This window comes from Pseudomonas sp. Ors-4-3C (genome assembly GCF_055755035.1).
In genome coordinates this window covers 4,352,160-4,371,450 of sequence record NZ_CM146900.1, presented here as the reverse complement: position 1 = coordinate 4,371,450, position 19,291 = coordinate 4,352,160, and the positions used below count along the sequence as shown (strand labels likewise).

Below are 19,291 nucleotides of genomic sequence, written 5' to 3'. Positions count from 1 at the left end.
CATGTCGAACTTAGTGACCAATGTTGGACACGCCCATGGTGACCATGGGCACGATGACCATCACCACGACTCGGGCGAGATGACCGTATACGGTTTCTGGCTCTACCTGATGACCGACTGCATTCTGTTTGCGTCGATCTTCGCGGTGTACGCAGTACTGGTAAACAACGTCGCCGGTGGCCCGTCGGGCCACGACATCTTCGAACTGCCATACGTGCTGGGCGAAACCGCTCTGCTGTTGTTCAGTTCGATCACCTACGGCTTCGCCATGCTGGCGTTGTACAAAGGTAAAAAGCAGCAGGTTCTGGGCTGGTTGTTCATGACCTTCCTGCTCGGCGCAGGCTTCATCGCCATGGAGATCAACGAGTTCCACCTGCTGATCTCCGAGGGCTTCGGTCCTAGCCGTTCGGGCTTCCTGTCGGCGTTCTTCACCCTGGTCGGTACCCACGGTCTGCACGTATCCGCGGGTCTGATCTGGATGGGCATCATGATGTACCAGGTCAACAAGCACGGCCTGACGGCGACCAACAAGACCCGTCTGAGCTGCCTGAGCCTGTTCTGGCACTTCCTGGACGTGGTGTGGATCTGCGTATTCACCGTTGTTTACCTGATGGGGACTCTGTAATGGCTAATGCACACTCCCATGACAGCCATGATGCTGGCCACGGCAGCGTAAAGTCGTACGCCATCGGCTTCATCCTGTCGGTGATCCTGACTGCCATCCCGTTCGGCCTGGTGATGTTCCCGACCTTGCCGAAGTCGACCACGCTGGCAATCGTCCTGCTGTTCGCGGTAATCCAGGTGATCGTTCACCTGTATTACTTCCTGCACCTGGACCGTTCGATTGCACAACGTAACAACGTGATCGCGTTTGTCTTTACGGCCATCGTGATCCTGCTGCTGGTTGGCCTGTCGCTGTGGATCATGTTCAGCATCCACACGTACATGATGGCGAAGTGAGGTAGACCCGATGTCGCTCAAGCACTTTATCCAAATCACCAAACCGGGGATCATTTTCGGTAACGTGCTTTCTGTGGCAGGCGGGTTCTTCCTGGCCTCGAAAGGGCATGTAGATCTGGCGGTGTTCCTGGCCGCCATGATCGGCACATCCCTGGTTGTGGCCTCCGGTTGCGTGTTCAACAACTGCATCGACCGCGACATCGACCTGAAGATGGAACGCACCAAGAACCGGGTGCTGGTGCAGGGCTTGATCTCCCTGAAACTGGCCCTGGTCTACGCGACCATCCTGGGTGTTCTCGGCGTTGCCTTGTTGTACAAGGTGGCCAACCCGTTGGCCGCCCTGTTCGCGGTAATCGGCTTCATCATCTACGTCGGCTTCTACAGCCTGTACCTCAAGCGCAAGTCGGTTCACGGCACGCTGGTGGGCAGTCTGTCGGGCGCCATGCCGCCAGTGATCGGTTACGTTGCCGTAACCAACAGCTTCGACATGGCCGCACTGACCCTGCTGGTGATGTTCAGCCTGTGGCAGATGCCGCATTCCTACGCCATCGCGATTTTCCGTTTCAACGACTACCTGGCCGCATCGATTCCGGTGCTGCCCGTCAAGCGCGGAATCGAAGTGGCCAAGAAGCACATCCTGCTCTACATTCTGGCGTTCCTCGTGGCGACCTTGATGCTGACCTTCAGCGGTTACGCCGGCATGAGCTACCTCGCCGTCGCCGCGGCCATGGGCATGTACTGGTTGTACATGGCCTGGACCGGCTACAAGGCGGTGGATGACACGGTCTGGGCACGCAAGCTGTTCGTGTTCTCGATCTTCACCATCACCGCCCTGAGCGTCATGATGTCCCTGGACTTCAAGGTGCCGGCCGAGCTGCTGCTGACGTACGCGCCGTAAGGCTGGATGGCTTCAAGAAAAACCCCGCACATTGAGAGATGTGCGGGGTTTTTTGTTGGTTTAGGTAACTATCAAAGAATACTTCCAGCACTCAATAATTTCTGCCAGTTGGGAAGGAGCCTTCTCCAAAGAGGGATATCTCCTACCGCCAGAAGATTTTTCTTTCGTTACGATCACTCGACAACTTGGTTTTATCGAGGCGCTGATGGATGGCAAAACGCGTTCTATTTGACGAATTGATGCAAGGAATTCAGGAGATGGCTGCTGCGCGCAGAAAGGCAGGCGCTGCTATTGTGGCGGCAGGTTGCTATCAGTCAGTAAAAGACCTAGATTTGGATCCAACTATGCCGATGATCTACATCGAGTCAAATCCGCGATTTTCATCGGTCTTAACCTGCGATTTTTCATGCATCGATCAAAAGGCTGGGCGAAATGACTGAGAGGATGACCTGCGACGAACGCTTCATTGCCCTGGCACACGAGCTGAACTACGACATCTATGGCGAGAACACCGCCGGCGGCAATTACGCGCCGCTGATCCGCCATCGCGATGAGTTGTACATCAGCGGCATGGTGCCGCGGGTCAATGGCAGGATTCTGTATCCCGGTCGCGTGGGGTTGGAGTTGACACTCAAGGACGCCCAGGCTGCCGCGAGCATCAGTGCCATGCGTTGCCTGGCGCTGATCGTCGATGCGGTCGGTTCGCTGGACAAGATCCGGGCGTTATTGCGGGTCACGGTGTACGTGAAGTCCACTCCGGACTTCGTTGACCTGAGCGAAGTGGCCAACGGTGCATCGGACGTTTTCAGCCATGTGCTCGGTGATGCCGGGCGACATACGCGCACTACGGTCGGTGTCTACCAGTTGCCGAAGAACGCTGCGGTTGAAGTCGACATGATCGCAGCGGTGCAGCCGGAAGTCTGACCGTCACGCCGCCCAACAAAAAGCCCCGCCTGAATCTCAGAGCGGGGCTTTTTTGTCGGCGACGGGTTTACTGTGCAGCGATGCTGTAGCCATCGAACGCGGTCTGCTGTTGCAGGGCGGTGATGATGTTCTTGCGGTTGATCGCGTGTTCGGTGCCGGCGTTGTCGACGAAGGTCTCGCCCTCCAACTCGGCTTCTTCGCCTTCACCGACGAAGGTGAAACCGAGGAACTCCAGCGCTTCACGGTCAACGTTCATACGCGAGCGCGGCGTGCGCAGCGGCAGGGTCACGCTGCTGCCGTCCTTGCTGATGGTGAAGATTTCGACTTCTTTCTTGGCGCGGGCGGCTTTGCTCTTGCTGCCGCTCGGGTTGCTGATCGCCTGATGGGTCTGGTTCAGCACTTTGAGCGCGAGGCCGTAGACGATTTCCTGGAATGCCGGATCGTCCTTGAAGCAGGACAGGATGCGGCCGATCGAGAACTTGCTGCTCAGGTCTTCGAGGGCGGCGATGTCGGCGGCCTCGGCGTCCTTGAGGCGCTTGAGTTCGCCCATCAGCTCGTAGGCCTTGTCGTCATCGAAGCTGTCGTGCGCCTGACGGATCGCGGCGCGCAGCTCGCGGATCTGGTCGCTTTCGCGGGTCGACTGGAAAGCATCCAGCACCATCTCGCTGATGATCTTGGCTTGTGGAAGGTGTTGTGAAAGATTGATGGAGTTTTCGTATTCCGCTTTGGACGATTCGGTGACTACGGATTCAGCGGTGTTGAAATCGGACATTGAAATTTCACTACTTTTTTAACTTGAGTTGAGACGAGAAAGCACGGGGTCTTTTTCAGGCCGGTTAATTTAGGGGAGCGGGGCGGCGTTGTCACGGAACAACAGTCCGGTGGTGCGGATTATTTGTCCGGCGTGTTCAGGTTCATCGAGCGCACCATCCACTGTTCCGCGGTTTGCCGGTCGGTCGGCAGCGTGAAGCGGAAAGTTGCGCCACGCCCAGCGACATCGACCAACTGAATGTCTCGCCCTTGCAGTTGCAGGATGCGGTGGACGATGCGCAGCCCCAGTCCTCCGTCGCGTCGCGCACCACCAATATTGAACGGACGCAGGAACAGACCTTCGCGCAACTCGGGGGCGATGCCGGGGCCGGTGTCGCTAACCGTGACTTCGACCAATACGCCCTGAGGTTTCAGATCCAGCTCGATTTCGCCGCCCGGCGGCGTATGGCGCAAGGCGTTGTCCACCAGGTTGGTGAGCACTCGTTCGATCAAGCCAAGGTCGGCGCAGACCGTCGGCAGGTTTGGCCCGAAGCTGGCCTTGAGTTCGACGTGGCGGGCTTCGGCGGCCAGTTCGAATTTCTGGAAGATGTCCTGCAGCAGATCGATCAGGGAGAAGCGTTCCAGCACCGGTTGCACAAAGCCGTGTTCCAGACGCACCAGCTCCAGCAGCGATTGCGCCAACCCGCCGACCTTGCGGCTTTGATCAAGGGCGATGCCCAGATAGCGGCGCCGCTCCTCGGCAGAGAGCGTGGCGTCCTTGAGTGACAGGGTTTCCAGATAGCCGTGCAGCGAGGCCAGCGGTGTGCGCAGGTCGTGGGAGATATTCGCCACCAGTTCACGGCGCTCCTGATCCTGGCGGGTCAACGAGCGCCACTGTTCCCCTAGGCGGTTTTGCATTTGCCGGAAGGCAGCGTCGAGCACAGCGATTTCATCCGGGTCAGCGGTTTTATCCACAGCGGCTGGCATGACGGGCGCAGATTGCGGCGTACCGTCGATGTCGAAGCGGCTGACAGTTTCAGTCAACCGGCGCAATGGCCGGGTAATCAGGTTGAATGCCGTGAGGCCGGCAATCAGGCACAACAGCGCCACCAGCCCGATTGATAGCAACGCGGTATTGAGCGCAGCACTGGTCGCGCCGCGTTCGGCGAAACGATCATGTTCTTCACTGAGCAACACCACGTACAGATAGCCCGCAGGCTTGCCATTGACCTTCAGTGGCGCGGCACTGAACACCTTGCGGCCGTCGACGCTGCGCGGGTCATCGCCGAGGATCGGCAGCGGTTGATCGTCGAGCAGGCGCTTGATCGGTACGAGGTCGACTTTTTCCCGTCGCATCCGACCCTCGGGTGCGGCATTGCCGACGATCCGCCCATCCGTGTCGAGCAGGTACACCTCGACACTCGGGTTGACCAGCATCAACTGGCTGAACAGTTCGCGCACGGCGCCGGGCATCAAGCCATTGCTGTCCATCAGCACCGTGTCATGGGCGATGTGCTGGGCCAGGTCCCGCGACAGGCCTTGCACCACTTCCAGCTCGTGCATCTTGCTGGAGCGCACCTGCAGCCATGCCGAGGTGCCGCAGCACACCAGCAGCAACACGGCGAATACGACGGACAGGCGCTGCGACAGGGTCAGTTTCATGGTTGTTCCGTGCCGAATTTATAGCCACGGCCCCACACGGTGAGGATGCGTGTCGGTTGCGCCGGATCGCTTTCGATTTTCGCCCGCAAGCGATTGATGTGCGTATTGACCGTGTGCTCGTAGCCTTCGTGGCTGTAACCCCACACCGCATTGAGCAGGTCCATGCGCGAGAACACCTTGCCCGGTTGGCGGGCGAAGAAATACAGCAAGTCGAACTCGCGCGGGGTGAGGTCCAGGCGCGCGCCATAGAGGGCGACATCGCGGGTGATCGGGTCGATGCTCAGACCATCGAGATTGAGGCTGCCGGCGTCCATTTTCAGGTTGCGCGCCATGGCGTCGACCCGGCGCAGCAAGGCTTTGACCCGGGCCACCAGTTCCAGCATTGAAAACGGTTTGGCGAGGTAGTCGTCGGCACCCAGTTCCAGACCGAGGATGCGGTGCAATTCGCTGGAGCGTGCGCTGGTGATGATGATCGGCGTATAGCGTGCCATCGCCCGGGCGCGGCGGCAGATTTCCAGGCCGTCGACCCCCGGCAACATCAGGTCGAGGATCAGCGCATCCCATTGCCCCTGTTGCAACAGGCGCATGCCTTCGTCGCCGTCGGCGCAGTGCACGACGTCGTAATGTTCATCGCGCAAATGCAGGCAAATCAAATCGGCGATGTGTTGGTCATCCTCGACCACGAGGATGCGTCTGGTCGGTTCCATCAAGCTCAATCCTTCGGCGCAGTGAGCGCATTGTGCGGGTTTTCCTCGGGGCGAGTTATCACGAATTCGTTAACTTCCCGTGAGGATTTGGCGATCAACTCAAGCCTAGGCTGTGTTCCATGACAGGCACCTGGAATTTTTGGAGACGGCCATGTTTTCACGGCGACAGATTCTCGTAGCGAGCGGCGGGCTGGGGGTTGCAGCCCTGGTGGCGGGTGTATTGCCAAAATTTTCCTCGGGCAGCGCACTGATCGAGCAAGCCCGTGCCGATGAGGTTTTCGAGGTGAGCCACAGCGACAGTGAATGGCACTCGCTGCTCTCGGATGAGCAGTACGCCATCCTGCGCGAAGAAGGCACCGAGCGGGCCTACACCAGCCCCCTCAACAACGAACATCGCAACGGCACATTCGACTGCGCGGGCTGTGACCAGGCGCTGTTTTCATCGGCGACCAAGTTCGACAGCCGCACCGGCTGGCCGAGTTTCTGGGCACCGCTGGAGCACGCGGTGGCCACGCGTCAGGACCGCTCCTTCGGCATGTCGCGCAATGAAGTGCACTGTCGGCGCTGCGGCGGACACTTGGGGCATGTCTTCGATGACGGCCCGAAACCCACCGGCCTGCGCTATTGCATGAACGGCCTGGCGATGACGTTCAAACCCGTGGCGGCATGAGCCATGGCCCTTTTTCGATCTTCACTTTCTACAGGACGACACCATGTGGCTCTTGGTTCTCGCTTATCTGGGCGGTGTGCTGACGATCGTCAGTCCGTGCATCCTGCCTGTTCTGCCTTTTGTCTTCGCTCGCACCGGGCAGCCGTTTATCAAGAGTGGCTTGCCGCTATTGGCCGGGATGGCGCTGACCTTCGCCCTCGTCGCCACGCTGGCGGCGGTGGGCGGCGGTTGGGTGGTGCAAGTCAATCAGTACGGGCGCTGGCTCGCGTTGCTGTTCGTAGCACTGTTCGGGCTGACGCTGCTGCTGCCGCGTCTCGCCGAGCGCCTGACGCGACCGCTGGTCTCGGCCGGCAGTCGGCTGTCCGAAGCCGCGGGCCAGGACAATCGTCCGCGTCCCGGCGCCTCGTTTCTGATCGGCGTTGCCACGGGGTTGCTCTGGGCGCCGTGCGCCGGGCCTATTCTCGGCTTGATTCTGACCGGCGCCGCGCTGCAAGGGGCAAGCATCGCCACCACGCTGTTGTTGCTCGCCTACGCGGCGGGCGCCGCGACTTCACTGGCGGCGGCGCTGCTGCTGGGCGGTAAGGTCTTTGCGTTGATGAAGCGCTCGATCGGTACGGGGGAGTGGATCCGTCGTGGGTTGGGAGCGGCGATGCTGGCGGGTGTCGCGGCGATTGCGCTGGGCCTCGATACCGGGCTGTTGGCGCGGTTGTCGACCGCATCCACGGGCGGAATCGAACAAGCGCTGGTGGGCAAACTCTCCGGCAAATCACCTGCGGGCAGCGGCACGATGATGGCGCAGATTCCCGTTGTGGATGACGCGGCGAACGGCAGCATGAAAGCCACAGGCGCGATGATGAAAATCGCTGACAACGCGCCCGGAACATTGCCTGTCGAAGGCCAGTTGCCACCGCTCACTGGCGCCGTGCAATGGCTCAATTCGCCACCGCTGGACGCACAGGCACTGAAGGGCAAAGTGGTGCTGGTGGATTTCTGGACCTACTCCTGCATCAACTGCCTGCGCACCCTGCCATACGTCAAAGCCTGGGCCGAGAAGTATCGCGATCAGGGGCTGGTGGTAATCGGTGTGCATGCGCCGGAGTTCGCCTTCGAGCGCGATGTCGGCAACGTCACCAAAGCCATGAAGGAGCTGGGTATCAACTACCCGGTGGCGATCGATAACGACTACAAGATCTGGCGCGCCTTCAACAACGAATACTGGCCGGCGCATTATTTTGCCGATGCTCAGGGACGGATTCGATACCACCATTTTGGCGAAGGCGACTACGCCGAATCGGAGCGGGTCATCCAGCAGTTGCTGCGTGAGGCCGGGGCGAAAACCGTGGCTGATGGCCTGATCAACGCTGACGCCCAAGGCGTGCAGATGGCCCCGGACATGAATCAGGTGCTGTCGCCGGAAACCTACGTCGGCTACCAGCGTGCGGAACATTTCGTACCGCAAACCAGCCTGGTGCCTGACAAGGTCGCGACCTATAACCCACCGGCCGACCTGACTTTGAATGACTGGAGCCTTGGCGGCCAGTGGGCTGTCGGCGCCGAGCGCGCCACCGCCAGTGCGCCGGCCAGTCGCATCGTTTATCGCTTCCACGCCCGCGACCTGCATCTGGTCCTGGGGCCGAACGCCGATGGCAAACCGGTGCGCTTCAAAGTGTCGATTGACGGTCAGGCGCCGGGCGATGCCCACGGTGTGGATGTCGCCGCGGATGGCAGCGGTCGCGTGACCGAACAGCGCTTGTACCAATTGGTGCGGCAAACCGACGAGGTGAAGGATCGCACCTTCACCATCGAATTTCTTGACCCGGGCGTATCGGCTTACGCCTTCACCTTCGGCTGATCGGGAGTGCGCAACATGAAAGCTCAAAACAACTGGCGACGGGTGTTGCTCGGCGTCGCCATGGCCGGCGTGATCGGCCAATGCTCGGCGTTCTCTTTCGGCGCCGAAGACGCGGTGGTCATACCGCCACCAGCCCTCGACGAAACCAATCAGGCGCACAGTGAAACCGCGGTGTTCGCCGGTGGTTGTTTCTGGGGCGTGCAAGGGGTTTTCCAGCACGTCAAAGGTGTGCAGAAAGCCGTCTCCGGTTATGCCGGCGGCGCAGCGAACACGGCGCAATACGAGCGGGTCAGCGAAGGCGACACCGGTCACGCCGAGTCCGTGCAAGTTACCTTCGACCCGACGCAAGTCAGCTACGGCAGCCTGCTGCAGATCTACTTCTCGGTGGCCCACAACCCGACCGAACTCAACCGCCAAGGCCCCGACAGCGGCACGCAATATCGCTCGGCGCTATTCCCGGTCAATGCCGATCAACAACGGGTGGCCCAGGCCTACATCGCCCAACTCGACGCGGCGCATGCCTACAGCAAACCGATCGTCACGAAATTGGAAACCTACAACGGCTTCTACCCGGCGGAGGACTATCACCAGGATTTCCTGACCGAACACCCGAGCTATCCGTACATCGTGATCAACGACATGCCGAAGGTGGCGCAGTTGAAGCAGTTGTTTGCGCAGCGTTATCAGGATAAGCCGGTGTTGGTGAAAAGCGGAAGTTGATTCAGGTGTGTTTCTTGAGCCTTGGTCGTTCCATCGCAATCGTCGATGTTTCAAAACCCAGGTTGGCAAAAAACGCCTCAGCCCCGTCACGCCCGGCGCGCAGGACCCAAGTGATCTCGGGGTTGTCACCCATGACATGCTCGACCAGTGCGCGCCCGACGCCGGCGCGCCGATGCTGAACATCAACCACCACCATCGACAGATAGCCGTTGGACAAACCATCGGTGAGGCCTCGGGCGAAACCGATGATCTGCTCGCCGCTCAGCGCGACCGCAGTGCATTGCGAGTTTTCGATGAGTTGGGCGAAGTAGTCGTTGGAACCCGTTCGGTGTCCCCAGCCATGTTGCCCTAGAAACAGGCGAACTGGCTCCACTTCGGCAGGCAACAGATCGCGTACGGTGAGGTTGGTTTTCATCGAATGGCAGCATCCTTGTCGGCAATCACCGGAGCATAGTCAATCGCAGCCCAAATCAGGATCTGCCCCAGGTTTTCATCGCGAATTCGACGAAGCGCCGCAGCTTCGGCAAACGATAACGATCCGGCGCGTACAGCAGGTGCAATGGGCGGCTCGGTGGCTGGTAATCCGGGATCACCGTCACCAGTTTGCCGTCGCGCAGATCCTGTTCCACCAGCGCATCCGGCAGCATCACAATGCCCATGCCGGTGCGCGCCGCCTGATGCAGGCCGGCAGAGGTGTTCATCAGCATCGGGCCGCTGACGTCGACCAGAATCTCGCCGTCCGGGCCGCTGAGGCGCCAGCGTTTTTCCACCGATTGCCAGTCATCGCCGGCAGGGTAGGCGAACGACAGGCAGTCGTGTTGCTGCAGGTCTTCCGGGGTGATCGGCATGCCGCGTCGCGCGACGTACGCCGGGGAGGCGCATACGGTCAGGGTGTAGTCGATCAGCGGCCGGGCGATCAGGTTCGACTGCTCGAAATGCCCCAGCCGAAACGCTACGTCGAGGCCACTTTCCAGCAGGTCCGGACGGCGGTTGGTCAGCACCACATCCATTTTCAATTGCGGGTATTGCAGGGAAAACTCGCTGAGCGCCGGGGCCAGACGTTCGACGCCAAAAGTCAGTGGCGCGGTGATACGCAGCAAGCCGCGCGGCTCGTCGAGGGCCTGTTCGGCGAGGCGTTCGGAGTCGGCCACCAGGCCCAATACATCCAGACAACGCTGGTAGTAAACGCTACCGAATTCGGTCAGTCGCTGACGGCGGGTGGTGCGCTGCAGCAACTGCACGCCGAGCCTTTGCTCCAGTGCGCGCAGGTGATTTCCGACCATGGTCGTGGACATTTCGCACTGCAACGCGGCCGCCGTCATGCTCCCGGCTTCCACGACCTTCACGTACACGCTCATTGCCTGCAACAGGTCCATTATCAAGTCCTGCTTTTAAATGATTGAAGTTTTGCCGAGTTTATCCAGTTCTGGTGGCTAACCATACTGCAAACACACCGACCTTCACTGGAGTTTGAAGTCATGACCGCCGCCCTGATGAACACCTACCAACCGCTGGCCCTGAGCTTTATCAGAGGCCTGGGCACGCGCCTGTGGGATCAGGCCGGTCGAGAATATCTGGATGCTGTCGCCGGAGTCGCGGTGACCAATGTCGGGCACTCGCACCCACGGATTGTCGCTGCTATCAGCGAGCAGGCCGGACTGTTGCTGCACACCTCCAACCTGTACAGCATCGACTGGCAGCAACAGCTGGCGCAGAAACTCACGCAGTTGTCAGGAATGGAGCGGGCGTTTTTCAACAACTCCGGCGCCGAAGCCAACGAGACTGCACTGAAGCTGGCGCGTTTGTACGGCTGGAGCAAAGGCATCGAACAGCCACTGGTGGTGGTCATGGCCAATGCTTTTCATGGGCGCACGTTGGGCACCTTGTCGGCCAGCGATGGGCCGGCGGTGCGTCTGGGTTTCAATGATTTGCCGGGGGATTTCGTCAAAGTGCCCTTTGGTGATCTTGCCGCGCTGGATCAAGTGCAGCAAAAGCACGGCGAGCGCATCGTGGCGATCCTGGTCGAGCCGATCCAGGGCGAAAGCGGTGTGCAACTGGCGCCGCCCGGCTACCTCAAAGCCCTGCGCGAACTGTGCAATCGTCACGCCTGGCTGCTGATGCTCGACGAAATCCAGACCGGCATCGGTCGCACCGGCCAATGGTTTGCGTTCCAGCATGAAGGCATCGTGCCGGACGTCATGACCCTGGCCAAAGGCCTTGGCAACGGCGTGCCGATCGGCGCCTGCCTGGCGCGGGGCAGGGCGGCGGATCTGTTCACCCCCGGCAGCCATGGCAGCACGTTCGGCGGTAATCCGCTGGCCTGCCGGGTCGGCTGCACGGTGCTGGATATCATCGAAGAACAAGGCTTGCTGGAAAATGTTCGGGTACAGGGGGAGCGCTTGCTGGCTCGTCTACGTGCCGAACTGGCAGACAACCCCAACGTGCTGGCGATTCGTGGGCAGGGCTTGATGATCGGCATCGAACTGAAACAGCCGATCCGCGATCTGACGCTGATTGCTGCGCGGGATCATGGATTGCTGATCAACGTTACACGCGGCAAGACGATACGGCTGCTGCCGCCACTGACGATTGATGAGCGGGAGGTGGAGATGATTGTCAGAGGTGTGGGGCTGGCGGTCTCAACTGACTGAGAGGCACGAAATTGAACGAAGAGGCGTCCGTATTTGCACGAATTCCATTGTGCATTTCTGCGATAGATCTCAGCAGCCTTCTAGCATTGGCCGGGGAGCTTAAAAGGTAAGTCGTTGTATCGATTTCTAAAGGGTCTGGCTTTCTTTTTCGCATGGCTCTGCTTCCTGTGTAAGGGAAGCAGAGTATGAATCAGCGATTCCAGAGATGTTTCCTTAAAAACTGTAGTCCCCTTCCGACTACTTTGACGTCTTAAATCCGCTGTATTTGTCAGGAAGTTCGGCGCCTGTTAGCAGACAGTCGAAAACAAGCTCCGGATCTACCTGGCACCAATATACAAACCTCAACTCTTCCAAATTGACCAGTGTCGACTGGGCATTGACCAGAAAACGAGGCTCCTGCCATTGCTGGGCAATTACAGCAAGGGCCTGAGGCCCGCGTACGATCCATGTCGCACATCCACCAGCAATGCTTGGCAGATAACCATTGTGGAGTAGTAGGCGCAGGGCAGCCTCCAGGGTTTCAATCTCTTGCAGGTTGATCCAGCGCGCATGGGGAGCCTCGCAATCATCGCCGGCATGTACGCTGTCGCGGGTGATAAGTAATCGCGAAGGTATCGTCATTGCAATCTCACTGTGGGCAATGGAGGCCATATCAATCAGGATAATCCCCCAACTCCGGCGCCAGCATCCGCGTCTTCATCGCCCCGTTCGAATTGTGCTGAATGATCTCGCTCGGCTGCCCCTGCGCATTGAAAAACACCTGCCCGATCCCCGCTGAATTCCACAGCCGCTCACCCGCTTCGGCATGTTCCGGGATATAGGGCACGATGCGCATGCGTCGGCGTTTGGTAAACCAGTTCAACGGCGAGCGCGGCGAGTAGAGCCAGCGGTTGAGGCGGTCGAACCATTCCAGAAGGGTTTTCGGGAACTCGTTCTTGATCCCGCTGCTGGTGATCTGCCAGATCCGTGGCCCGGCCTTGCGATGTCGGATAAGCACTTCGTAGACGAAGGAATAATGCACGTCGCCGGACAGCACCACGTAGTTTCCGGGGGTGCGGGTGTGTCGGAAAATGTTCAGGATCACCTGCGCCGCACCGCGATGAGCCATCCAGTTTTCCGCGTCGACCAGCAGCGGATAGCCGCACCAGCTGAAAACCTTCTGCACGGTTTCGATCAGCTTCACGCCGAAGATCGGGGCGGGGGAGACAATGATTGCTGACGGATGATCGAGCAGCTCCTGTTGCAGTTCGCTCAGCGCTTCCCAGTCCAGTAAACCGGAGGGTTGCTTGAGTGCCATCTCGCTGCGCCAGCGCCGGGTGCGGGTGTCGAGCACCACCAGTGCCGGACTGGTCGGCAGCACGAAATGCCAGTGCTGAAAGCGCAGCAAATCATCGATCAGCGCGTCCTGCACCGGGCTGTCGAGATATTGATCGTCACCACTGGCGCTCAGGCGGCGAGTGTTCTCCAGCACATCCTTGAACGCGTCCGGATTATTGCCCCAGCCTTGGCACAACATGTACGCGATCAAGGCGTTGCCGATGATGCGTTTGGAGAACGGGTGGCCGTAGGCGGTTTCCTCCCACTGCGCGGAAAGATTCCAGTCATCGGTGATGTCGTGGTCGTCGAAAATCATCAGGCTCGGCAGGTGCGCCAAGGCTCGGGCGACGTTGTTCAGGCCGGCCTTAAATCCATCGATGCGAGTCTGTTCGAGGGTGTAGCGCTTGAGCCGTTCCGGGGTCATTACCGGCGCTTGCGGGGTGATCAGGGTCCAGGCAACCGGCGACCACACCAGCAAGTACATAGCCACCACTTCGGCGAACGTCACCAAGTGATTGTCGGCGCTACTGCTGGTGAAAATCGGCTTACGCGCGCCGCCGAAAAATCGCTCGCGCAAGGTCTCGTTGCTCTCCAGCGCCGGTAACAAATCCGCGCGGTGGTAGTAACTGGCCGGGTGCTTGTAAAGCTTGGCGCTGTCGCTGACCACCGCGCCTTCGAGGTGTTCGTCGAACAGGCCGAGGCGTTCGATCAAGGCGTGAATTGCCCGCAGCATCGGCCCGGCCACATCGTCGGCGTAGATCTGGTCGCCGCTCATCATCAGCAGGGCTGGACGTTGTTGCGGATCGGTTTCGGCAGCCAACAGTTGATCGATGCACAGCAAACCGTCTGCCGCCGGGTGATGGGGCTTGCGGCAGGAACCGTGCAGCAACTGATCGATCCGCGAGCGCACGACAAGGTTCGGGCAGTGGGCATTGCCGTACAGCAGATGCGGCGCCCATGCGGCGATGGGCGTCTGGCCGTCGATCAGCAGGTCGTAGTCGATACGCGTGTCGCAGGGCAGTGTGCTGTCGAGCACAACGTCGATCAAATGGACGAACGCGTGACGGCCTACGGGGATGACTGTGCATTTCCCGGCATTGAGAGGAATGTCTCCTACACCCTGTAGGCGTAAGGTCAGCGACAGTTGACTCGTACCGACCAGCCACAGCACCACTCGCGTTGGTTCCAGCCGGCGCAGCAGCGGGCCGGCCAAAACGGGAGGCAGCGGATTCAGGTCAGCAGGTATCGGGGACATTCGGGGGCAAAGCTCAAGGCGCACAGGCTGGCGATGATAGCGCAGCCGGCGCCTTGAACCCTTAAACGAGGCTTAAGAACCGACCTTCTGCAACTTCAGATTCAGCAGTCGCCATTCGGCGGACGCGGGTTGCTCCTGCACCGAGCAGTCGAAGCTATAAGTGACGTCATCGCCGTTCATGTTGCGCGCGGTGACCTTGTTGCTGAGGGTGTAGACCTGATCCTTGAAGCGCTTGGTGACAATGGCAGAGCTGTCGGCGAAGCGCGCCGACGCCGGGAAGCGCAGCGTGCTGGTGACCAGCGTGCCGCACATGACATACGCGAGCATCGATTCATCGCTGTCGGCATTTTGCCCAAGCTTGTCGCGCAGCGCGGTGAGCGCTTTACGGCCCTGCGCGTCGCTCTGATCCAGGACGGTTTTTTCCGATATCGATTTCGGTGCCCGGCTGGCGTAATTCGGCAGCAGTGCGGAATCCGGCGGAGAAGGTTGGTTATCCGGCTCGATCGCGGCAAAGCCCGGCGCGTTTTCCAGCACCGCGGACGTCGAATCCGACTCGGCTTCGGGCAACAGACTGGTGGTCACATCGCTCTGTGTGATCACGTCTTCGATTGGCGCTTTTGCGGATTTATGCGCCGACGGGAATATCGACAGCAAGATCGACAGCACCACCATGCCGACGATAAAACCGCCCGCCGCGCCAACGATGTTGCCGTAAAACAGATTCCAGCTGCCGCGGTTTTTCACCACCCAGCGCCACATGAAACCCCAGGCGGCGACAAATGCCAGAAAACTCAGAAACTCCATTCGATCCTTTCCTTAAACCTTCAATAGCCTGCAAAACAGCACTCACTGGCGGTGAGTGCTGAAGATGGACGGCAAGATATCAAAATAGAGGTCTGACGCCACGAAGACATTTACATGCCGAGATTGGGCGGATTGATCTGGGCAAAAAACATGATCGCCGTTATGCCGGCCACTACGCCGCAAAGGCCGGCCAGTAGCTGACGCGCGACAGGGTGTTCGACTTGCGAGCGGCGGGCCACCAGCATCCATACACCGCTCAGCGCCGCAGCGGTTGCGAGCATTTCCAGAATCGATCCCATGACCCCCGGGACCGGTGGCCGGCTAGAGCCGAACAGACCGATACAAAGCTGCGAAACCACCAGCCCAACAATCATGCCGCTGGCAGCGCCCAACACATTGGCGAGTAGCAGGTTCCAAGCCCCACGCTGCCTGACGACCCAGACCCACATGCCTATACAGGCGATAAAGAAAAACACAACATCCATCGTATCCACCCTTCGCAACCAGTCGCGGTACAAACGCTCGGCACCTTGCCGACAGTGGACGGCACGATAGCAAAATAGTAGCGTCGCGCCACTTTCTCGATTCCTGTAATGGACTACGCATGTCAAAAGTCGCTTCTGTTCTGCGCACGCTCTGTGCAATCACGCTCACCAGCGCCATTACTCCGGCAATCGCCGCCTGGAAAGAGCCTCCGGAGAGCAGTTGGCAGTATTACCTCGCCAACTGCCAGCGAATGCAGGAAAAAATGGCCGACGTCCAGAGCGGTCGCGTACCTGGCGCCTTTGAGGTGGCAGGTGATCTGGAAGGCAGCCTGCGGATCATCAATGAGCGCCGCTTGAACCTGACGCCCCAATACCTCGGCTCCCGCGAATTCGCTCAATGCGAAAACGTCGCCGCCCAGGCCGAGGCAACGATTGCCCAAGGCAAAGCCGAATTCGCCGCCAGAATGAATCAGGCCGCCCAGCAAGGCCGCATCGCCCACCAGAACTCCCCCGAATACCAACGCGCGCGTTCACTCGGCTACAGCGACGTCGGCGACATCTCCTTCCTGAAACTGCACGAAGACATGGACGGCGAAGCCCGCCTGAAAACCATGCTGATCACCGTCGACGAAGTCTGCGGCCAATACTTCCGCGCCACGCAATATGTGAAGCCGTATGTGATTTATACCGTTCGCCCATCGGATGGCGGTTGTGGCGAGGAAAAACGCGTGGCGATCGTCGGTGGCCGGTCGGTGGAGAAGGGCGATTACATCGATGAGCGGGGCGAGTTTCAGTATGTGGGCTGGAAGAAGATTGTGGGGGCGGATGGGTTTCCCACGGATATTCGGGTGCTCAAGGCTCGGCGCTGAAAGGCTGTAGGGGCGGCGCGATGGATCAAAGAATGTCTTTCAGATAACCCTTGAGCGCGAGGAGCGGCTGATCAAGCTGCTCCAGCGACTGCGCCTGACTGAAATCGGCTGACAGCTTGTGCAGCTCCCGCCCCAGCGGTTTCTCGACCCCGCCCAACGCATCCATCGCCAAGCCCAGGCACTCGTTCATCTTGAACTGGATGGTTTGGATATCCCCGCGGCGCACCAGCAATTCGAACACGTCTTTCTGGTAGTCGCCCATGACCATGTCATCCCGCAGAATCGGGCTCAGGCCTTCCTCCTCGTAAGCGAGCTTAAGGGAGAACAGGGCGACGGTTTCCAGTGACGTTTCCATGGTTGGCCTTGGATGTCCTTGAGCATGAGTCTTGAAATTCGGTACGACCAACGAAAGCCGCAACTGGCGGCAGACCGCCTGTAGACGGGGGGGATTATACTGAGTGGACGCATCAGATGCAGTCCCGAGGCAATACAGGTTGCACGTACCGCGCTGGAATATTCAATGACCTAAGCAACAGAGCGAGTTTCTCAGGATGGCCAGTGAGAATGAGGTGCCACAAAAACTCGACGTTAATTCAGACATATGAGCGGAGCGACGATCATGGAATACGACGAAAAGTTGATTGATGAGGCTGTGCTTGGCCTTTTGGCCGCGTTCAGTTCCGACGACGGCAATGCATGGAAAGGGTTCGATTTTGAAGTCATGAACCGATTGCATGAGCAGGGCTTCATCAGTGATCCGGTAAACAGGAACAAATCGATCTGGTTGACGGAGGAGGGCCAGGAACGAGGTCGTCAGATAGCTGAGCGTTTGTTTGGGGGAGGGTCTCAAGCCGAGCGTACGCCTGATCCAGATATCTGAGTTCCTGTCTCGGTTCGTCGTTTGAACTGCGTCGCGCCAGTGGAACGCATCTGGAGGAGTTTTCTCGTTGGAGCATTTTCTGAATGAACCACAACTGACAGAAGTGAGAGCTGCACTCTCTGAGCCATTCAATGATTTTCCCGTCGAATATGACTACGTGGCGGATAAGGTAAGAGGCGTCGCCCCTGAAATACTTTACGAAATTCTTTATTCAGAGGTTGCGCCGGTGTGCTTCACCAATCTCGTTGCAGCTGTGCCTCCGGTGTGGACTGGGTTCGATCCCGACAAACTCAGACAGTCGATAGAAGAAAGGCTGGCAGCTAGAGAGCGCAGCTGGTTTCTTAGGCAGTTCGATAAAGTGCTGATTCGTTGGCTGAAATACAACTACGCCTACATCTGGAAGGAAGTCGCCAGTAGGCTTTGAACCCAAGCGTTCAATGGACTAGGCGACCATGGCAAGGACTCAGTTGTGGCACAACCTGCAGCACGTTTAACCGATGCGGCCAGTCGCCCATCGTTTAGCCCACACTTTTCGTACCACGGTTACGCAAAAATGATTGCCCAACTTTTCAGCAGACGAAAAAAAAGGCCTTGCTAAGCAAGACCTTTCTTAATTTTGGTGCCCCGAGGGAGACTCGAACTCCCACTCCTTTCGAAAACGGATTTTGAATCCGCCGCGTCTACCAATTCCGCCATCAGGGCTCAATGGCGGCGAAGTATAGAGAGGTGATTACCGTTGGTCAATCACGTTTCATGGTCAATTTTTGATAATTCCGCTAGACTTTCCGGCCCTGCTAGACGAACCCCATCATGCGCGTTGCTGACTTTACCTTCGAGCTTCCTGATTCGCTGATCGCTCGCCACCCTTTGGCCGAGCGTCGCGGTAGTCGCCTGCTGACCCTTGATGGGCCGAGCGGCGCCCTTGCACACCGTCAATTCACTGATTTGCTTGAGCATTTGCGCCCGGGCGATTTGATGGTATTCAACAATACCCGGGTGATTCCGGCGCGGTTGTTCGGGCAGAAAGCCTCGGGCGGCAAGCTGGAAATCCTCATCGAACGCGTGCTCGATACGCACCGCGTGCTGGCCCATGTGCGTTCCAGCAAGTCGCCGAAGCCGGGTTCGAAGATCCTCATCGACGGCGGTGGCGAAGCCACGATGCTCGCGCGCCACGATGCGCTGTTCGAGCTGGGCTTTGCTGAAGAAGTGTTGCCGCTGCTCGATCGCGTCGGGCACATGCCGTTGCCTCCTTATATAGACCGCCCGGACGAAGGCTCGGATCGCGAGCGCTATCAGACCGTGTACGCCCAGCGTCTCGGTGCGGTGGCGGCGCCGACGGCGGGGTTGCATTTCGATCAGCCGCTGATGGAGGCGATTGCCGCCAAGGGCGTCGAGACCGCGTTCGTCACGCTGCACGTCGGTGCGGGGACGTTCCAGCCGGTGCGCGTCGACAAGATCGAAGATCACCACATGCACAGCGAGTGGCTGGAAGTCGGCCAGGATGTGGTCGACGCCGTTGCGGCGTGCCGCGCGCGTGGTGGACGGGTGATTGCCGTGGGCACCACTAGTGTGCGTTCGCTGGAAAGTGCCGCGCGCGATGGCGTGCTCAAGCCGTTCAGTGGCGACACCGACATCTTTATCTACCCGGGCCGGCCGTTCCATGTGGTCGACGCCCTGGTCACCAACTTCCATTTGCCCGAATCCACGCTGTTGATGCTGGTTTCGGCGTTCGCCGGTTATCCCGAAACCATGGCCGCTTATAAAGCCGCCGTCGACAACGGCTACCGCTTTTTCAGCTACGGTGATGCGATGTTCATCACCCGTAATCCCGCCCCGACTGCCCCTAAACAAACAGGCCCAGAGGAAACAGAATGAGTCGCGAATGTC

General features: G+C 59.2%; 23 protein-coding genes and 1 tRNA gene. 13 read left to right on the top strand and 11 right to left on the bottom strand.

Annotation, left to right across the window (positions count from 1 at the left end; translation table 11 throughout):
- Position 1 precedes the first annotated feature (1 nt).
- The 5 genes from cyoC to ACVHNU_RS19635 all read left to right on the top strand — a co-directional run bounded on the left by cyoC (position 2) and on the right by ACVHNU_RS19635 (position 2,782).
- Positions 2-625, top strand: a complete 624-nt coding sequence (gene cyoC / locus ACVHNU_RS19655) for a cytochrome o ubiquinol oxidase subunit III (RefSeq protein WP_003227982.1) — start codon at positions 2-4, stop codon at positions 623-625.
- Complete coding sequence (gene cyoD / locus ACVHNU_RS19650; protein WP_003227981.1) at positions 625-960, top strand: cytochrome o ubiquinol oxidase subunit IV; 336 nt, start codon at positions 625-627, stop codon at positions 958-960. The genes cyoC and cyoD overlap by 1 nt, the downstream gene beginning before the upstream one ends.
- A 10-nt stretch (positions 961-970) precedes the next feature.
- Positions 971-1,858, top strand: a complete 888-nt coding sequence (gene cyoE, locus ACVHNU_RS19645) for a heme o synthase (protein ID WP_003227980.1) — start codon at positions 971-973, stop codon at positions 1,856-1,858.
- 209 nt (positions 1,859-2,067) lie between these two features.
- A complete protein-coding gene (locus tag ACVHNU_RS19640; protein WP_146774718.1) occupies positions 2,068-2,298 on the top strand; it encodes a hypothetical protein in 231 nt (76 codons plus the stop codon).
- Positions 2,291-2,782: a RidA family protein gene (locus tag ACVHNU_RS19635; protein ID WP_027612161.1), complete on the top strand. Its 492-nt coding sequence runs from the start codon at positions 2,291-2,293 to the stop codon at positions 2,780-2,782. The genes ACVHNU_RS19640 and ACVHNU_RS19635 overlap by 8 nt, the downstream gene beginning before the upstream one ends.
- A gap of 67 nt (positions 2,783-2,849) precedes the next feature.
- Here the strand turns inward: ACVHNU_RS19635 and ACVHNU_RS19630 are convergent, their stop codons facing one another.
- The 3 genes from ACVHNU_RS19630 to ACVHNU_RS19620 all read right to left on the bottom strand — a co-directional run bounded on the left by ACVHNU_RS19630 (position 2,850) and on the right by ACVHNU_RS19620 (position 5,901).
- Positions 2,850-3,554: a hypothetical protein gene (locus ACVHNU_RS19630; RefSeq protein ID WP_400509707.1), complete on the bottom strand. Its 705-nt coding sequence runs from the start codon at positions 3,552-3,554 to the stop codon at positions 2,850-2,852.
- Between the two features lie 119 nt (positions 3,555-3,673).
- Positions 3,674-5,194 carry a sensor histidine kinase gene (locus ACVHNU_RS19625; protein WP_473018136.1) on the bottom strand — a complete coding sequence of 507 codons (1,521 nt, stop codon included), beginning with the start codon at positions 5,192-5,194 and terminating at the stop codon, positions 3,674-3,676.
- On the bottom strand, positions 5,191-5,901 hold the full coding sequence (locus ACVHNU_RS19620) for a response regulator transcription factor (protein WP_400509709.1): 711 nt from the start codon (positions 5,899-5,901) through the stop codon (positions 5,191-5,193). Before ACVHNU_RS19620 ends, ACVHNU_RS19625 begins: the two co-directional genes overlap by 4 nt.
- A gap of 151 nt (positions 5,902-6,052) precedes the next feature.
- Between ACVHNU_RS19620 and msrB the strand changes: the two genes are divergently transcribed.
- Genes msrB through msrA form a run of 3 tightly spaced genes read left to right on the top strand, consistent with a single transcriptional unit; the run spans position 6,053 to position 9,143 of the window.
- The gene (msrB, locus tag ACVHNU_RS19615) at positions 6,053-6,571 is read left to right on the top strand and encodes a peptide-methionine (R)-S-oxide reductase MsrB (protein ID WP_473018135.1); all 519 of its coding nucleotides are present in this window, start codon (positions 6,053-6,055) and stop codon (positions 6,569-6,571) included.
- A 43-nt stretch (positions 6,572-6,614) separates the two neighbouring features.
- Positions 6,615-8,423, top strand: coding sequence for a cytochrome c biogenesis protein DipZ (locus ACVHNU_RS19610; RefSeq protein WP_473018134.1), 1,809 nt, complete (start codon positions 6,615-6,617; stop codon positions 8,421-8,423).
- A 15-nt stretch (positions 8,424-8,438) separates the two neighbouring features.
- Complete coding sequence (msrA, locus tag ACVHNU_RS19605) at positions 8,439-9,143, top strand: peptide-methionine (S)-S-oxide reductase MsrA (protein WP_473018132.1); 705 nt, start codon at positions 8,439-8,441, stop codon at positions 9,141-9,143.
- Between the two features lies 1 nt (position 9,144).
- Here the strand turns inward: msrA and ACVHNU_RS19600 are convergent, their stop codons facing one another.
- Both ACVHNU_RS19600 and ACVHNU_RS19595 read right to left on the bottom strand, forming a co-directional pair.
- The gene (locus ACVHNU_RS19600) at positions 9,145-9,558 is read right to left on the bottom strand and encodes a GNAT family N-acetyltransferase (RefSeq protein WP_473018130.1); all 414 of its coding nucleotides are present in this window, start codon (positions 9,556-9,558) and stop codon (positions 9,145-9,147) included.
- A gap of 55 nt (positions 9,559-9,613) precedes the next feature.
- A complete protein-coding gene (locus tag ACVHNU_RS19595; RefSeq protein WP_045122621.1) occupies positions 9,614-10,519 on the bottom strand; it encodes a LysR family transcriptional regulator in 906 nt (301 codons plus the stop codon).
- 102 nt (positions 10,520-10,621) lie between these two features.
- On the opposite strand from ACVHNU_RS19595, the gene ACVHNU_RS19590 reads away from it, so the two are divergent.
- Positions 10,622-11,794 (top strand): acetylornithine/succinylornithine family transaminase, encoded by a 1,173-nt coding sequence (locus tag ACVHNU_RS19590; protein ID WP_473018128.1) that lies wholly within the window; start codon positions 10,622-10,624, stop codon positions 11,792-11,794.
- A 237-nt stretch (positions 11,795-12,031) separates the two neighbouring features.
- On the opposite strand, the gene ACVHNU_RS19585 is transcribed toward ACVHNU_RS19590, so the two are convergent.
- From ACVHNU_RS19585 to ACVHNU_RS19570, 4 genes are all read right to left on the bottom strand, one after another.
- A complete protein-coding gene (locus ACVHNU_RS19585) occupies positions 12,032-12,415 on the bottom strand; it encodes a hypothetical protein (protein WP_045122032.1) in 384 nt (127 codons plus the stop codon).
- Between the two features lie 31 nt (positions 12,416-12,446).
- Positions 12,447-14,366 (bottom strand): alkaline phosphatase D family protein, encoded by a 1,920-nt coding sequence (locus tag ACVHNU_RS19580; protein WP_473018126.1) that lies wholly within the window; start codon positions 14,364-14,366, stop codon positions 12,447-12,449.
- Positions 14,367-14,438: 72 nt separating this feature from the next.
- Positions 14,439-15,170 carry a hypothetical protein gene (locus ACVHNU_RS19575; protein WP_473018125.1) on the bottom strand — a complete coding sequence of 244 codons (732 nt, stop codon included), beginning with the start codon at positions 15,168-15,170 and terminating at the stop codon, positions 14,439-14,441.
- A gap of 110 nt (positions 15,171-15,280) precedes the next feature.
- The gene (locus ACVHNU_RS19570; protein ID WP_473018124.1) at positions 15,281-15,688 is read right to left on the bottom strand and encodes a hypothetical protein; all 408 of its coding nucleotides are present in this window, start codon (positions 15,686-15,688) and stop codon (positions 15,281-15,283) included.
- A gap of 86 nt (positions 15,689-15,774) precedes the next feature.
- Here ACVHNU_RS19570 and ACVHNU_RS19565 point away from each other — a divergent pair, with 86 nt between their 5' ends.
- Positions 15,775-16,524 carry a hypothetical protein gene (locus ACVHNU_RS19565; RefSeq protein ID WP_473018123.1) on the top strand — a complete coding sequence of 250 codons (750 nt, stop codon included), beginning with the start codon at positions 15,775-15,777 and terminating at the stop codon, positions 16,522-16,524.
- Positions 16,525-16,549: 25 nt separating this feature from the next.
- Here the strand turns inward: ACVHNU_RS19565 and ACVHNU_RS19560 are convergent, their stop codons facing one another.
- Positions 16,550-16,879: a hypothetical protein gene (locus ACVHNU_RS19560; protein WP_473018122.1), complete on the bottom strand. Its 330-nt coding sequence runs from the start codon at positions 16,877-16,879 to the stop codon at positions 16,550-16,552.
- Between the two features lie 264 nt (positions 16,880-17,143).
- Between ACVHNU_RS19560 and ACVHNU_RS19555 the strand changes: the two genes are divergently transcribed.
- Positions 17,144-17,404 carry a DUF6429 family protein gene (locus tag ACVHNU_RS19555; RefSeq protein ID WP_103520567.1) on the top strand — a complete coding sequence of 87 codons (261 nt, stop codon included), beginning with the start codon at positions 17,144-17,146 and terminating at the stop codon, positions 17,402-17,404.
- A gap of 67 nt (positions 17,405-17,471) precedes the next feature.
- On the top strand, positions 17,472-17,828 hold the full coding sequence (locus ACVHNU_RS19550; RefSeq protein WP_473018121.1) for a DUF7079 family protein: 357 nt from the start codon (positions 17,472-17,474) through the stop codon (positions 17,826-17,828).
- A 193-nt stretch (positions 17,829-18,021) separates the two neighbouring features.
- Here the strand turns inward: ACVHNU_RS19550 and ACVHNU_RS19545 are convergent.
- A tRNA-Leu gene (locus tag ACVHNU_RS19545) sits at positions 18,022-18,106 on the bottom strand.
- A gap of 108 nt (positions 18,107-18,214) precedes the next feature.
- Here ACVHNU_RS19545 and queA point away from each other — a divergent pair.
- Positions 18,215-19,279: a tRNA preQ1(34) S-adenosylmethionine ribosyltransferase-isomerase QueA gene (gene queA, locus ACVHNU_RS19540; RefSeq protein WP_473018120.1), complete on the top strand. Its 1,065-nt coding sequence runs from the start codon at positions 18,215-18,217 to the stop codon at positions 19,277-19,279.
- The last annotated feature ends 12 nt before the right edge of the window (positions 19,280-19,291 follow it).